At 60.6% G+C, this 13,381-nt stretch carries 14 protein-coding genes; 10 read left to right on the top strand and 4 right to left on the bottom strand.

Translation table 11 applies throughout. The features are described 5' to 3' along the window. The first annotated feature begins 36 nt into the window (after positions 1 to 36). From ECTHA_RS0103400 to ECTHA_RS18865, 4 genes are all read left to right on the top strand, one after another. Complete coding sequence (locus ECTHA_RS0103400; protein WP_025282076.1) at positions 37 to 1,479, top strand: BCD family MFS transporter; 1,443 nt, start codon at positions 37 to 39, stop codon at positions 1,477 to 1,479. Between the two features lie 505 nt (positions 1,480 to 1,984). Continuing rightward, positions 1,985 to 2,182 carry a light-harvesting antenna LH1, alpha subunit gene (gene pufA / locus ECTHA_RS16950; RefSeq protein ID WP_025282075.1) on the top strand — a complete coding sequence of 66 codons (198 nt, stop codon included), beginning with the start codon at positions 1,985 to 1,987 and terminating at the stop codon, positions 2,180 to 2,182. A 57-nt stretch (positions 2,183 to 2,239) separates the two neighbouring features. Then, positions 2,240 to 2,377 carry a light-harvesting antenna LH1, beta subunit gene (gene pufB, locus ECTHA_RS0103390; RefSeq protein WP_025282074.1) on the top strand — a complete coding sequence of 46 codons (138 nt, stop codon included), beginning with the start codon at positions 2,240 to 2,242 and terminating at the stop codon, positions 2,375 to 2,377. A 385-nt stretch (positions 2,378 to 2,762) separates the two neighbouring features. Then, a complete protein-coding gene (locus ECTHA_RS18865; protein ID WP_218915902.1) occupies positions 2,763 to 5,753 on the top strand; it encodes a hybrid sensor histidine kinase/response regulator in 2,991 nt (996 codons plus the stop codon). Between the two features lie 15 nt (positions 5,754 to 5,768). Here ECTHA_RS18865 and ECTHA_RS16940 read toward each other — a convergent pair whose 3' ends face one another. The 4 genes from ECTHA_RS16940 to flgA form a co-directional block, all read right to left on the bottom strand. Beyond that, entirely contained in the window at positions 5,769 to 6,518 is a 750-nt protein-coding gene (locus ECTHA_RS16940; protein ID WP_025282072.1) for a flagellar brake protein, read from the bottom strand. Positions 6,519 to 6,638: 120 nt separating this feature from the next. Then, positions 6,639 to 7,121: a flagella synthesis protein FlgN gene (locus ECTHA_RS0103375; protein ID WP_025282071.1), complete on the bottom strand. Its 483-nt coding sequence runs from the start codon at positions 7,119 to 7,121 to the stop codon at positions 6,639 to 6,641. 4 nt (positions 7,122 to 7,125) lie between these two features. Then, positions 7,126 to 7,437: a flagellar biosynthesis anti-sigma factor FlgM gene (flgM, locus tag ECTHA_RS0103370; RefSeq protein ID WP_025282070.1), complete on the bottom strand. Its 312-nt coding sequence runs from the start codon at positions 7,435 to 7,437 to the stop codon at positions 7,126 to 7,128. 90 nt (positions 7,438 to 7,527) lie between these two features. Beyond that, positions 7,528 to 8,310 (bottom strand): flagellar basal body P-ring formation chaperone FlgA, encoded by a 783-nt coding sequence (flgA, locus tag ECTHA_RS0103365; protein ID WP_025282069.1) that lies wholly within the window; start codon positions 8,308 to 8,310, stop codon positions 7,528 to 7,530. A 163-nt stretch (positions 8,311 to 8,473) separates the two neighbouring features. On the opposite strand from flgA, the gene ECTHA_RS0103360 reads away from it, so the two are divergent. The 6 genes from ECTHA_RS0103360 (at position 8,474) to flgE (ending at position 13,368) form a co-directional block, all read left to right on the top strand. Next, positions 8,474 to 9,403, top strand: coding sequence for a chemotaxis protein (locus tag ECTHA_RS0103360; protein WP_025282068.1), 930 nt, complete (start codon positions 8,474 to 8,476; stop codon positions 9,401 to 9,403). A 129-nt stretch (positions 9,404 to 9,532) separates the two neighbouring features. Next, positions 9,533 to 10,369 carry a CheR family methyltransferase gene (locus ECTHA_RS0103355; protein ID WP_275260075.1) on the top strand — a complete coding sequence of 279 codons (837 nt, stop codon included), beginning with the start codon at positions 9,533 to 9,535 and terminating at the stop codon, positions 10,367 to 10,369. A 185-nt stretch (positions 10,370 to 10,554) separates the two neighbouring features. Further along, positions 10,555 to 10,956, top strand: a complete 402-nt coding sequence (flgB, locus tag ECTHA_RS0103350; protein WP_029762530.1) for a flagellar basal body rod protein FlgB — start codon at positions 10,555 to 10,557, stop codon at positions 10,954 to 10,956. 17 nt (positions 10,957 to 10,973) lie between these two features. Then, entirely contained in the window at positions 10,974 to 11,396 is a 423-nt protein-coding gene (gene flgC / locus ECTHA_RS0103345; RefSeq protein WP_025282065.1) for a flagellar basal body rod protein FlgC, read from the top strand. A gap of 13 nt (positions 11,397 to 11,409) precedes the next feature. Beyond that, a complete protein-coding gene (locus tag ECTHA_RS0103340; RefSeq protein ID WP_025282064.1) occupies positions 11,410 to 12,087 on the top strand; it encodes a flagellar hook assembly protein FlgD in 678 nt (225 codons plus the stop codon). A 42-nt stretch (positions 12,088 to 12,129) separates the two neighbouring features. Continuing rightward, on the top strand, positions 12,130 to 13,368 hold the full coding sequence (flgE, locus tag ECTHA_RS0103335) for a flagellar hook protein FlgE (protein ID WP_025282063.1): 1,239 nt from the start codon (positions 12,130 to 12,132) through the stop codon (positions 13,366 to 13,368). Positions 13,369 to 13,381: the final 13 nt, after the last annotated feature.

The following is a 13,381-nucleotide window of genomic DNA, read 5'->3' as shown; positions in this document are numbered from 1 at the left end:
GTATCGCATGCACCAGACCAGTGGGAGTGATCAGCGATGAAGGATAGAAAGGCCTCAAGCGCCTTCATGGGCATCCTGAAACGGTTGGGTCCCTCGATCCTGCCGTTCGCCGATGCGGCCACCAAGGAACTGCCCTTGCCGCGCCTGTTGCGCCTGGCGTTGTTCCAGATATCGGTGGGTATGGCCATTGTGCTGCTCACGGGTACCCTGAACCGGGTCATGGTGGTGGAAATGGGGGTCGGCGCCTGGCTGGTGGCCCTGATGGTCTCCCTGCCACTGCTGTTTGCCCCCTTGAGGGCCCTGTTGGGCCATCGCTCCGACAATCACCGATCTGCCTTCGGTTGGCGACGGGTGCCCTATCTGTGGTTCGGCACCATGCTTCAATTCGGTGGCCTGGCCATCATGCCGTTTGCCCTGCTGGTGCTGGCTGACGGGAGCGGCCCGGCCTTCCTGGGCCCCATGGCGGCAGCCCTGGCCTTTCTGCTGGTGGGGGCGGGCCTGCATACCACACAAACGGCCGGTCTGGCCCTGGCCACGGATCTGGCGGCCCCCGAGCAGCGGCCCCGTGTGGTGGCACTGCTCTACGTGATCCTGCTTCTGGGCATGGTGCTGGCCTCCGGTATCTTTGGCTGGTTGCTGACCGACTATAGTCCTGGTCGCCTGATCGAGGTGCTGCAGGGCGTGGCCGTGGTCACCATTGTGGTGAACCTGTTCGCCCTGTGGAAACAGGAGGCGATTGATCATGATCGAGCCAAGGCCCGCCATGAGCCGGGAGTGCCGTTCCTGGAGGCCTGGCGTGCCCTTGCCTCCGTGGGGCACGTGCGCCGACTGCTGGTGGTGATCGGTCTGGGGACCGTCGGCTTCAACATGCAGGACATCCTGCTCGAACCCTATGGGGGTGAGATCCTGGGCATGTCGGTGTCTGCCACCACCACGCTCACGGCCCTGTGGGCCATGGGGATGCTCATGGCCTTCTCCCTGGCCGGCTACGTGCTCACCCGTGGCGGTGATCCCTACCGGGTGGGTGCCATCGGCGCGGTCATCGGCGTGGTGGCCTTCATCATCGTGGTGCTGGCGGTGCCCTTGCAGTCCACCCTGATCTTCCGTCTGGGCACCGGCCTGATCGGCTTTGGGGGAGGGCTGTTTGCGGTCTCCACCCTGTTGGCCATGATGGCCTTTGCACGCGACCAGCAAAGCGGCATGGCCGTGGGGGCCTGGGGGGCCGTGCAGGCGACTGCCGCCGGGGGCGCCATCGCCCTGGGGGGCATCATCCGCGACCTTGTCGGCCTCATCACCGGTGGCGGGCTGCTCGGGGAGACCCTGGCATCGCCAGCAACGGGTTACCTGGCGGTGTATTACCTGGAGATCGGTATCCTCCTGGCCGCGCTGGTGGTCATGATTCCGCTGCTGCGTGAGGGCGGGCCGCGCCATGGTACTGGGGATGCCCGTTTCGGCATGCCGGACTTCCCCAGCACTTGATGGTGATGGACTCAGGGGCGTCGCGGTGGCAAGCCGCGGCGCCCCTTTTTTTGTGGTTGTTGCGTGGTTGGTCTGCCCGCTGAGTTGGGAGCTCTCACCGCCGAGTCAAAATGATGATCTGGATCAGAAAAATGACAGCCACGCCTGTGGGTATGGCTTGGTTGGCCATCCTTCGAGTGCCACGATGTTTTTTTAAGGTGCTGATTTTTTTGATTTATTAACGAAGTTGCGGACTGTTCTGTTTCCTCATTCAGTGGTGGTAGGTCAGCTTGACATTTAATCCTGTCAACGTAGACTTACAACCAGACCAAAGCAGGGGTTTTTGGATCAGAAACACCCTGCCAGGCAATAAGCAAAAAAAGACTGTTCAGGGAGTGTCCCGGCCTTTCCTGTCGGGGTCCGTATCTGATTCAAGTGTCAACCTTGGCCACATGTCTGACATGTGGCGGTTGAAAACATCCTGGCCTCCACAGGGGCCTGGTCTTAAACCAAGAGGGCTTTATCTATGAGCGAATACAGACCGAGCAAGCCAAGCAACCCCAGAGACGACTGGAAGCTGTGGCTGGTGGTTAACCCCGGCACCTGGTTGATGCCCATTCTGATCACGGTTCTGGTTGTTGCTCTGGCTGTGCACGCTTTCGTGTACTCCAATGACAACTACAACCCGCTGACCTATGATGCGTCTGCGGAAGTTTCCGAGTAAGTCTGGATTCTCCTGAATCCGACCGACTTCTTGATTACACGTTAGAGGGCTTTCCCAATGAATGACAGCATCTCCGGTCTGACCGAAGAACAAGCCAAGGAATTCCACGAGCAGTTCAAGACCACCTTCACCGTGTTCATGGTGCTGGCGGCTGCTGCCCACTTCCTGGTGTTCCTGTGGAGACCTTTCTACTAAGGTCTTTACCGTCACCTCTTTGAGGTAACGGTGCAGGTAGAGGGGGTTTGGTGTATCCTTCGGCGTGGGATGGTGACTTGCAGAGGCCAGTCCCACGTACAGGTTCACCGGCCCCCTCTTCCTTTTTGTGTTTCTGATATGCCCGCTGCTACGCCCCCGCATCGCCCCCTTGCTCGTGATGAGCGCCTTGATGCCGGGCTCACTTCCAACCTCCCCCTTGATTGCCTTGCGTACCCCCGCGCGACGGATGTGTTGAGTCCGTTGGTCCGCTTCGGGCTGTACTAGCATGGCCCGCTCTGATTCCTCGCCTCATCTGATTTCGGGAACGACCGTCAAGGATTCAGATCCCGCTCATGTGATTCGGCCAGGCTTGCTGGTGGTCTTCATGGGCATCATCCTGCTGGTCGTGGCCCTCGCCATGTCGGCCTGGCAGGCGAGCCTGGTGGAATCCAATCAACGCGACCGATTATTGATCCAGGTTGTCGAAGTGGCCAATGCGCTGCACTGGCGACGGGTGGACAGCCTCACGTTCTCCGCCGACGACTTGGGCACGCCGATTTTCGAGAGCATGCGGGTGCAATTGCGGGCACTGGCCGAGCGCCATGGGGGTGGCGAGCTCTGGACGGTTGCGCCACGCAATGGCGAGTGGTTCTTCGGTCCGGAGAGCCTTCACGCGGACGACCCATTGGCCAGCCCGCCGGGCACTCGCTATGAGTCGCCGCCTGATGAGTTGGGCTGGGTTCTTCAGTCTCTGCAGGCCACGACCACGCAGCCCTATGCTGACGAATACGGCGAGTTCGTATCCAGCCTGGCGCCTGTGGTGCATCCGCAAACGGGGCAGTTGCTGATGGTGGTGGGGCTGGACGCTCCGGACACCCTGTGGTGGTCAGAGATCCACCGTGGCAGCCGCCCCGCCCTTCTGGCGGGACTGGGCTTGTTAGTGGTCTTTGGCTTGGGGGTGGCCATCGTCACACGGCGTGGCCGAGCCGGGGTCGTTCGACCGGCAGCCCCTTATCTGGAGGCTGCTTTTGTGCTGGTCAGCGGTTTATTGCTGACCGGACTGGGGGTGAGCGTGGCTCAGCAACTGGATCAGCGCGAGCAGCAGACGGAATTTGTACGCCTGGCGGCCCTGAACTCCCAGGCCATGCATGGGGCACAGGCGCCGGTGTCGGGTCCTCTGGTGCTTCCCCCTTTGAGTCAGAGCCAGAGCCTTGCCGGCGACCGGGCCTGGGGAGTGGGTGGGCTGGGGATGCTTTTTACCGTGCTGGCAACCATGCTGGTCATGCTGTTACGGGTTCGGCATTTGTCTGTGGAGCAGCAGGTCAAGGAACGCTCCGGCGAACTGAAGAAGAGTCAGGTGATGCTCAAGGCCATCACCGATGTGGCCCAGGATGCCATCGTCATGATGGATCCTCGCGGCCAGGTGGTCTTCTGGAATAAATCCGCCGAGCGCTTGTTCGGGTATCGCAGGGATGAAGCTGTGGGGCGTGATCTGCACCAGATGGTCATGCCGGGAGGCCCGGGTCCTGAAGTGAACCGGGCCATGCGTCGCTTCGCGCAGACGGGGACCGGGGACGCTGTCGATCGGATCGTGGAAGTCTCTGCCCAGCGTCGTGACGGCAGTCGTTTGGCCGGTGAATTGTCCCTCTCTTCGCTGCGGATGACGGATGGCTGGTACGCGGTGGGCATCGTCAGGGACGTGTGTCGGCGCAAGCGCATGGAGCGTCGACTGATTCGCTTGAATGAATGCCTGGCCAGCCTGGGGCCTGACTATCAGGAGAACGTCACGCAAATCACCCAGGTTTGCGGCGAACTGCTGGAGAGTGAAGCCGCGCTGTACAACCGGTTGAAAGAGGGTCGACTCTTTGCCCTGGGGCGTTGGCGAACCCCCGAGGACATGCCCCTGAGTGATGCACCTGAAGGGCATGTTTGCCATGACGTGATCAACGGCACTCTGGGGAAGGCGTATGTGACCGGGGATCTGACGCAGACGCCCTATGCCGAGCAGGACCCCTATGTGAAACGCTACGGGATCAAGTCCTACATGGGCCATGCGGTCCGCTGTCAGGATCAGGTGGTCGGTAGTCTCTGCGTGGTCTCCACCAGCCACATGCAGCCCACGGATGAGGACGAGCGAATCCTCGGGATCCTGGCGGCGGCCCTGAGTGCCGAAGAGGGTCGTCACCTGGCCATGAGTCGCTGGCAGGAGGCCAAGGAGCAGGCGGATCGGGCCAACCAGGCTAAATCGGATTTTCTGTCGCGCATGAGTCATGAACTGCGTACGCCCATGAACGCGGTGCTGGGGTTTTCCCAGTTGCTCGAGGCCGACCCGTCACTGGACGAGGGGCAACAGGAAAGCGTGAGGGAGATCCTGCGCGGTGGGCGTCATCTGCTGGATCTGATCAATGAGGTGCTGGATCTGGCTCGGGTCGAGTCCGGTCGGATCGAGATGTCCATCGAGCCCGTGCTGCTGGGGGATGTAGTCCGTGATTGTCTGACATTGTTGAGGCCACTGGCTCGGGACAAGGGCATCACCATCCACGTGGGTCAGGTGGATCAGATCCTGATGGCCGATCGCACCCGGCTCAAGCAGGTGCTGATCAATCTGATATCCAATGCCATCAAGTACAACCGCCCCCACGGCGAGGTGTGGCTGGATGCCCAGGCACGTGCCGAAGACGTGCGCGTGCGCGTGCGTGACACGGGTCGCGGCGTACCCGAGTCCCTTCGTGACGCCCTGTTTCAACCCTTTGCCCGGCTGCATGAGGACGGCAACGAGTCCATTGAAGGCACCGGAATCGGCCTGGCCATCAGTCGGCGTTTGGTGGAACTGATGGGCGGGATGATCGGCATGACGGGGCAGGAGCAGGGCAGTTGCTTCTGGTTCGAGCTCAAGGCCGGTGAGCCTGCGGCTCAGGAGAGCGGGGATGAGGTCGACCCGTTGCACTCGTCAGCCCCCGTCGCTGCCACCGGTCAGGATCGTCACTTCACGGTGCTGCACGTGGACGATAACCCTGCCAATCTGCGATTGGTGGAGCATGTGCTGCGACAGCGGGTGGGGGTGCAGGTGCTCAATGCCCCTTCGGGTGGTCTGGGTCTGGAATTGGCCAGGGCCCACCGGCCGGATCTGATCATCCTGGATATCAATATGCCGGGGATGAATGGCTATGATGTGCTGCAGCGGCTGCGGCAGGAGCCGGAGACCACTGATATTCCGCTGATCGCCCTGACCGCCAACGCCACCGAAAGGGATATGGAGCGAGGCCGCGAGGCCGGGTTTGATCAGTACCTCACCAAGCCCCTGGATATGGCGCTTTTCATGCGGGTTGTGGAATCGTTCCTGAAGGCCCGCAAGGCGGATCTCACGGACGTCTGAGATCCGCAGAGGTTTTCAGTCGTCATGCCTGCGATGATGGTGCGTTTCCTCCCGCTCCAGTACCAGCAGGGTTCGCAGCAGGTGGCGCTCGTCCTCCGGGGTCAGGTCGAAGAATCGCCCCCCCACCAGTCTCCGTCCCTTGTCCTTCTCGTCCCTGGCGAACCGTACCTGAAGCCCGCAATCTATGGGGGGGATGCCGGGGAGTTGCAGGCCCTTGACGTCAAGTAGTTCCCGGGCGTTGATGGGGGTGTCCAGGTCGAAATGGGCGCTCAGTCCACCCAGGGACACGTCCACCAGTCGACCGCTGAACTGGCGCCCGTCACGATTGGTGAGCGTCACCTTGGTGCCCAGGGAATGTTCCACGGGGGTTCGGAAGTGGGTGCGTTTTTGTTCCGAGTCCATTTCCTCCGGAAGCCCCAGAACGTAGAAGGCCACGCCATCATGCTCGCCGGTGTGCAGCACCTCGGTGCAGAAATGGGCGCCCATGTCACCGAAGACGGCGTATACATGCATGGGCTGTCCAGGTGCGACCCGCAGGTGCCCCTGGTAGGGCTTGAGTTCCTCCAGGAACAACCATCCGTGGGAAGGGTCCATGCGCAGCAATCGGCTGTTGAAGAAGTCCTGTTCATTGCCCAGTCGCACACTGAGCGGCGCATGGCGCGCTTCCAGATCCCTCAATTGTGCCAGGATATCGTCGGCGGTCATCATCGGCTGCCCCACTTCTCCGGCCGGTGCTTCACGGGCCAGTGTCTGCATCTGTGCCATGGCGCTTGTTCCTCCCACGCGGGTAGGTGTGCCTTCGGGTCTGACTAAACCCGTCAATATAAGGTTAGCACAGTGTGGGATACATGGCGGTCGGGAATCGCCGCCGAGTGATGCGCGAGGTCAGGCTTTGGTGATCGGGCGGGATGAGCTTGCCGAGAAGGCGCGACCGCGGGTGTCGTAGAGTTCGGTGCGGGATTCTTCACCGCGCAGGATGTGCAGTGCCTGGTCCACACGGCGTCGGCTGGTTTCCACCACACCGCCATTCACTTGATTCAGGCGATGGCAATGGGACATGACTTCCACCAGGCGATCCCAGACGGGGCGTAGCACGCCCTCTTCGTCCCAGTCGCGCAGCACACAGTCCATGCCGTGGGCATTGGTTTCATAGCCTTCCCGCTGCAGCAGTTCAGTTTGTTGACGCGTCAGCGCTTCCAGTGCCTGTACGCGGCTTTGTTTGTCAGCCACGGCCGCATTCAGTTCGTCCAGGTCGCGAGACGCCAGGGCCGCGCCCTCGCGCTGCAAGGCCGATTCCAGGCTGGTGGCCTCACGCACGGACTGACTGAGTATCTGGTCCAGGTGCTCGGGGAAGGGGGTGTGGTTCATGGGATCAGAACAGGGTTTCCGACTTCATGAGCCCTTCTGCCACGGCCTGCGCATTCACCTGGTAGCTTCCATCCTGGATGGCCTGGCGCAGCTCAGCCACGCGCTGCTCATCCACCTGCGGCTGGGAAGCCGCAGTCTGCTCCAGGTCACTGAGGCGTTTTGCGGCCCCGGTGAGGGTGATCTTGTCGGCCGTGTTATCGGCCGGGCTCGGAGCTTGACCGCTCCCCTTGCCGCCACGGGCACTTTCGGACGTGCCGCGGCTGTCACCGGCACCACGCGCCTGCGGCTGGCTTAGATTCTTGATTTCGATGGACATATCCATTCCTCGCACATACAGACATCGCCTCTCATGGTCCTTTTATCGGCTCATCCTGGGAATTCTTTAACCCGTATTATGTGTCGGGTGTCACATATTAACACCCACCACCCCGGCAGAAAGTACCCGGCCCTCGACGATGCGCTTGGATGACAGGTTGCGGACTCGCACCCGGTCTCCGTAGGAGCCGTCTGCCATGGCCTCACCGGCCATGCGTACAGAGACCACCGAATTTTCCGAGATCAGGGTGACGCGCTCACCCCGATGCACAAGGCGTTGCGGCTCCACCATGTGGGGTGTAAGCACCGTACCACCGCTCAGGGCGCGTCGTAGCACCATGTTCTGGGCACCCTCCGGGTCCACCAGGTAGCCGCTGTGCAGGCTGTTGAGTTCCCGATGCTCCAGTCTTATATCATTGGAGGATAGTACAGTGCCGCGGGGCAGGGAACGGTCAAGAACCACGACCTCGCCACGCAGGTTGATCTGCATCGGTACATACAGGCTCCAGGGCGCGGGGCCGGGGCAGCGCACGCCCACGGTGGTGTTGCCCACCATGCGCCCCCCGCGCGGAAGTTGGGCTTCCAGAGGGGCGCCGCAGGCCCGCAGCCGGAGTCGCGGGTCAAGTCGTCCCGGGACTACGCGCACCTCAAGGGCGTCGCCATGATGCTGTCGTGCCTGCTCGGTGAGAAACTCCCGGGCTGCCTTGAGAATGTTGCCGTGCGGTTCAACCTCCGAGCTCAGGGCTGTGGGCGGCAGTGCCAGTGCGCACAGGGCCAGGCACGACAGGACTGACCCTCTCCACCCACGGCGTCCATGAACGGAGCGGGGGCCATGAGCCCGGGGTATGAGACAGATATGTATGAGTTGGTTCATAATCGTGATCCGCGCAATCGTTGCCGGGATTCCGGCGCCGGGGGCTATTGGTGTCAAGAGGATGCAATCCCGGTGCCAGATCAGGTATCAAGGATTGCCCCAGACCGCCGATAACCCGGTCGACTGGCCATGTTTATCCCCGGGTGTTCCGCAGGAGGGGCCCATGAGCGACTTGATGGATGGTGTCAATCGGCGTACCCAGATGGTGGGGCAGAACCGCCTTGAGTTGTTGCTGTTCTCCCTGGGTACGCGACAGATGTTTGCCATCAACGTCTTCAAGGTGCGTGAGGTGATCGCCTGCCCACCCCTCAATCGCATGCCCAGCGCCCATTCGGTGGTGCGCGGCGTGGCCACCCTGCGAGGGCAGACCGTCTCGGTGGTGGACCTGGCCAACGCCATCGGCATGGCAGCGCCGGAACACGAGCAGAAGGCCTTTGTCATCCTCACCGAGTTCAACCGCTCGGTACAGGGCCTGCTGGTGGCCTCGGTGGATCGCATCATCAATCTCAACTGGGATCAGATCCGGCCGCCGCCGCGGGGCACGCACAAGGACAGCTTTTTGACGGCTGTCACCCAGGTGGAAGACCGCCTGGTGGAAATCATCGACGTGGAAAAGGTCCTGGAGATGGTCACTGGTCCTTCCAGGGATGTGGACGAAGCCCTGTCCCGTAACATCCGCGAGGGTGGGCGGGTGCGCCGTGCCCTGGTGGCCGACGATTCTTCGGTAGCCCGCAAGCAGATCGTGCGCGCCCTTACCCAGATCGGTGTCGAGGCCATTGTGGCCAATGACGGTCAGCAGGCCCTCAACAAGCTCAAGGACATGGCACGGGAGGGCCCCATCGATGAGCAGATCGGCATGGTGATCTCGGATATCGAGATGCCCGTCATGGACGGGTACACCTTATCTTCGGAGATCCGTCAGCTGCCGGAGTTGTCGGGACTGTACGTCCTGTTACATTCTTCCCTGAGTGGTACCTTCAACGAGGCCATGGTGCGTCAGGCGGGGGCCAATCGATTTCTGCCCAAGTTCAGCCCGGACGAACTGGCCGAGGCGGTGCTCAGCCACCTGCAGCCCGAAGAGGTCGGTCAATAACGGGGGGCAGGGCAGGGGAATGCCACAGGCGGCAACCCGTTGCCGCCTGTGGGCTTGTTTTGCGGGTATAATGCGCGTTCCGGTTCATGGCCGGAGGCAGGCAAAATCCATTAACCGGGAAGCACCAGAATCTTGTCATCAGGCCCGATCGAACCCCAGGATTACGAGGACTTCAAGATCTTTCTTGAGCGGTCCTGCGGACTTGTACTGGGAGACAACAAGCATTATCTGGTAACCAGCCGGTTGTCCCGGCTGATGAAGGAGTTCTCGGTCTCCTCGGTCAGTGAATTGCTCAAGCTCCTCAAACGCGGGGGCCGCTCAGGCTTGCGCGAGCGGGTGATCGAGGCCATGACGACCAACGAAACCTACTGGTTTCGTGATGTCTTCCCCTTCGAGATCCTGAAGAATCAGATCTACCCGGAACTGGCCAAGAAATCCCCGGGCTCCACGGTGCGCATCTGGTGCGCCGCCTGTTCCTCCGGCCAGGAGCCCTATTCCATCAGCATGGCCACCAGCGAGTACCTGCAGTCGCGGCCCGGTAGTCTTCGGGACGTGCAGATCCTGGGTACGGACATCTCCGGTGCTGTGCTGCGCGAGGCCAAGGAGGCCAGCTACGACTCCCTGGCCGTGGCCCGGGGGCTGTCGCTTGATCGTCGTAATCGGTTCTTCATTCAAAAAGGCGATCGCTGGGAGGTGAAGCCGGACATCAAGGCCCGCGTCAGCTACCGGGAGTTCAATCTCCTGGACAACTACAGCACCATGGGTCGGTTTGATATCGTCTTCTGTCGTAACGTGCTGATCTACTTCTCTCTGGAGTCCAAGCGGACCATCCTCAAGCGCATCTCCCAGATCCTCAATCCGGGTGGCTACCTGTTTCTGGGGGCCTCGGAGTCCATGGCCAATTATTCCGATGCCTTCGAGATGGTGCGTTGCAACCCCGGTGTGGTGTATCGCCTGAAGAAGTGATCTCCCCGTAGCGTCAAACTTTCGACTCTGCTTGCTTCGCAACGGCTCCCAACGGCGGGTTGTTGCCGGATTGCCCTCTCTTTCTGGTTTTTCCCTCCCTCCAAGTATCTGAAGCGAATCCAAATTCGCGTATGGCACGCGGATTGCATTTCGACTGACAAGAGATTTTCTTGAGGTCGAAGATCATGCCGCTCTCATTTGATAACGCCCTGGGTATTCACGATGCAGCGCTACAGGTGCGTTCAAGGCGCATGGAGCTGCTTGCATCCAATATCGCCAATGCCGACACCCCCAACTACAAGGCCCGCGATCTGGACTTCCGCCAGGTGCTCAAGCAACAGCACCAACCGGATCAGTTGTCCATGCGTCGCACCCACGCGGCTCACCTGGATGCAACGGGCGGTGCGGGCGGCATGGGCGAGGCCATGTACCGGGTGCCCAACCAACCCTCCCTGGATGGCAATACGGTGGATCCGCAGCTGGAGCAGGCAGCCTTTGCCGAGAACGCTGTTCAATACCAGGCGAGCCTGGATTTTCTGGGTGACAAGTTTACGGGTCTGCGCAACGCCTTCCGGGGCGGCGAGTAGGCCGGGGGAATTGAATCATGAGCAACATGTTCAAGGTCTTTGATGTATCCGGCTCGGCGCTGAGCGCCCAGTCCGTGAGGCTCAACACCATTGCCAGCAACATGGCCAATGCCCAGGTGGCCAGCACCACCGAGGAAGGGGCCTACCGCTCCAAGCAGCCGGTGTTCCAGACGGTGATGGATCAACTCAATCCCGGCAACAACTCCACCATGCCCGTTCGCGTGATGGACATCGTCGAGAGCGATGCGCCTGCGCGGGTGAAGTATGAACCCCATCATCCTCAGGCCAACGAGGATGGGTATGTATTCATGCCCAACGTGAACATGGTGGATGAGATGGCCAACATGATCTCGGCTTCGCGCAGTTACGAGAACAATGTGGAAGTGATGAACACCACCAAGCAGTTGCTATTGCGCACGCTGCAGTTGGGGCAGGGCTGAGGAGGTATGAGCCATGAGCGTTGATTTGAACATGCTGGAGGGCCTGGGGCTGGCGTCGACAAACTCCAGTAAGGCGAACACGGGCAAGCGTGACGAGTTGGGGCAGGAAGAGTTCTTCAAGCTCATGATCACCCAGCTGCAGAATCAGGACCCCTTCGAACCCATGGAAAACGGTGACTTTCTGGGGCAGATCGCCCAGTTCGGCACGGTGAATGGCATCGGTGAGTTGCAGAAGTCTTTCGAGAGCATCGCCAAGTCCGTGCAATCGGCCCAGACCCTGCAGGCGGCAAGCCTGGTGGATCGTGAAGTGCTGGTGCCTGTGGATATGGCCGGCCTCGGTCCTGAAGGGGGCGTGCGCGGGGCCCTGGATCTCAAGTCCTCCGCCGAGGAGGTGACCGTGGGTGTCTACGATGCTGCAGGCGCACTGGTCAGGCGCCTCCCCATGGGGGCTCAGGCCTCGGGCATGCAGTCATTCCATTGGGATGGCATGACGGACCAGGGAGAGCGGGCACCGCCGGGTGTGTATGAATTTCGTGCAAATGCGGTGCGGGATGGCAGCAGTGAGCAGCCTGAATTGCTGTTGAACGCACGTGTGGAGAGTGTGCGAACGGATCAGAGAAACGGCGGCATCAAGCTGCAGATTGAAGGTTTCGGGGAGATGGATTTCTCCCAGGTACGACGCATCGGCTAGGGCCTGCGGCCAGTGAAGCACAAACAACTTGAGGGTTAGATCATGCCGTCTTTCAACATAGGACTCACCGGAATCAACGCGGCCTCCAAAGACCTGGAGGTGACCGGGCACAATATTTCCAACTCATCCACCGCCGGCTTCAAGGGCTCCCGGGCGGAATTTGCCGACGTGTTTGCCTTGTCATACACCGGGGTGTCGCGTCTGGCCACCGGCAGCGGTGTGAATCTGGCGGCTGTCTCTCAGCAGTTCAATCAGGGAGATCTTGAGTTTACCGACAACAATCTGGACCTTGCCCTGAATGGTCGCGGTTTTTTCGTGGTCGAGCGTGACGACGTCCGTGAGTACACCCGCGCAGGGCAGTTTCTGGTCGATAAGGATGGCTTTATTGTCAATTCCGCCGGGCAGAATTTGATGGGATATCCCCCCGGGGTACGAAGTGGCGAGTTGAATGAAATTCGTGTGACCACAGGAGAAGCAGAGCCGCGCGCTACCTCCGAGATTGAGGCTTTGATGAATCTTAGTGCGGCTGCACCTACCATCCCACCTGACCCTGACAACGATCCATCCGTTGACATTGAACCCAGCGAACCAGACACGTACAACGAGTCCACCTCCCTGACTGTTTATGATTCCCGGGGGGGAGAGCATACGGTGTCTTTGTTTTTTCAGCGCACTGGTGATAGCGAGTGGGCTGTCCGCGCCTTCAAGGGCGACCAGCCCATAGATGGTGATGGTGCAACGGCGGGTGAGCTTGTTTTTACTCCGGAAGGAACATTGGATTTAGATGCGAGTACTCCCCTCGAAATAAGTTTTGATCCGGAGAATGGGGCAGCAGAACCGCTGAACATCAATGTTGATTTCACCGAAACCACCCTCTATGGCGATCGCTTCGGCGTCAGTCGTCTGAATCAAGACGGGTTTGCTCCTGGGCAGCTCATTGATGTGGATGTGGACTCCGATGGCACCGTCTTCGCGAGATTCACCAACGGTGTCAACCGCTCGTTGGGCCAAGTGGCCATCGCCAATTTCGATAACCCGCAGGGCTTGCAGCCGGTGGGCGGTACCAATTGGGTGGAAACCTCTTCATCCGGTCAAGCCTTGATGGGCGGCGCTGGCGAGACAGGTTTCGGCCTGATTCAAGGCGGTGCCTTCGAAAACTCCAACGTCAATATCGCCGAACAACTGGTCAACCTGATCACCGCCCAGCGGAATTTCCAGGCGAATGCCCAGGTGATCAGCACCGCCGACACCATCACCCAGACCATCATCAACCTCCGGTAAACGGAAAGGGTAA

It is taken from the genome of Ectothiorhodospira haloalkaliphila ATCC 51935, assembly GCF_000633935.1.
GTDB lineage: Bacteria > Pseudomonadota > Gammaproteobacteria > Ectothiorhodospirales > Ectothiorhodospiraceae > Ectothiorhodospira > Ectothiorhodospira haloalkaliphila.
This window is presented reverse-complemented; position numbering and strand designations above follow the sequence as displayed.

Excerpts from the sequence above, each read along its gene's own strand:
- flgC (WP_025282065.1), top strand. The coding sequence starts at position 10,974 with ATGAGCAACATGTTCAAGGTCTTTGATGTATCCGGCTCGGCGCTGAGC.
- flgB (WP_029762530.1), top strand. The coding sequence starts at position 10,555 with ATGCCGCTCTCATTTGATAACGCCCTGGGTATTCACGATGCAGCGCTA.
- pufB (WP_025282074.1), top strand. The coding sequence starts at position 2,240 with ATGAATGACAGCATCTCCGGTCTGACCGAAGAACAAGCCAAGGAATTC.
- flgE (WP_025282063.1), top strand. The coding sequence starts at position 12,130 with ATGCCGTCTTTCAACATAGGACTCACCGGAATCAACGCGGCCTCCAAA.
- ECTHA_RS0103360 (WP_025282068.1), top strand. The coding sequence starts at position 8,474 with ATGAGCGACTTGATGGATGGTGTCAATCGGCGTACCCAGATGGTGGGG.
- pufA (WP_025282075.1), top strand. The coding sequence starts at position 1,985 with ATGAGCGAATACAGACCGAGCAAGCCAAGCAACCCCAGAGACGACTGG.
- ECTHA_RS0103400 (WP_025282076.1), top strand. The coding sequence starts at position 37 with ATGAAGGATAGAAAGGCCTCAAGCGCCTTCATGGGCATCCTGAAACGG.
- ECTHA_RS16940 (WP_025282072.1), bottom strand. The coding sequence starts at position 6,518 with ATGGCACAGATGCAGACACTGGCCCGTGAAGCACCGGCCGGAGAAGTG.
- ECTHA_RS18865 (WP_218915902.1), top strand. The coding sequence starts at position 2,763 with ATGGGCATCATCCTGCTGGTCGTGGCCCTCGCCATGTCGGCCTGGCAG.
- flgA (WP_025282069.1), bottom strand. The coding sequence starts at position 8,310 with ATGAACCAACTCATACATATCTGTCTCATACCCCGGGCTCATGGCCCC.
- flgM (WP_025282070.1), bottom strand. The coding sequence starts at position 7,437 with ATGTCCATCGAAATCAAGAATCTAAGCCAGCCGCAGGCGCGTGGTGCC.
- ECTHA_RS0103340 (WP_025282064.1), top strand. The coding sequence starts at position 11,410 with ATGAGCGTTGATTTGAACATGCTGGAGGGCCTGGGGCTGGCGTCGACA.
- ECTHA_RS0103375 (WP_025282071.1), bottom strand. The coding sequence starts at position 7,121 with ATGAACCACACCCCCTTCCCCGAGCACCTGGACCAGATACTCAGTCAG.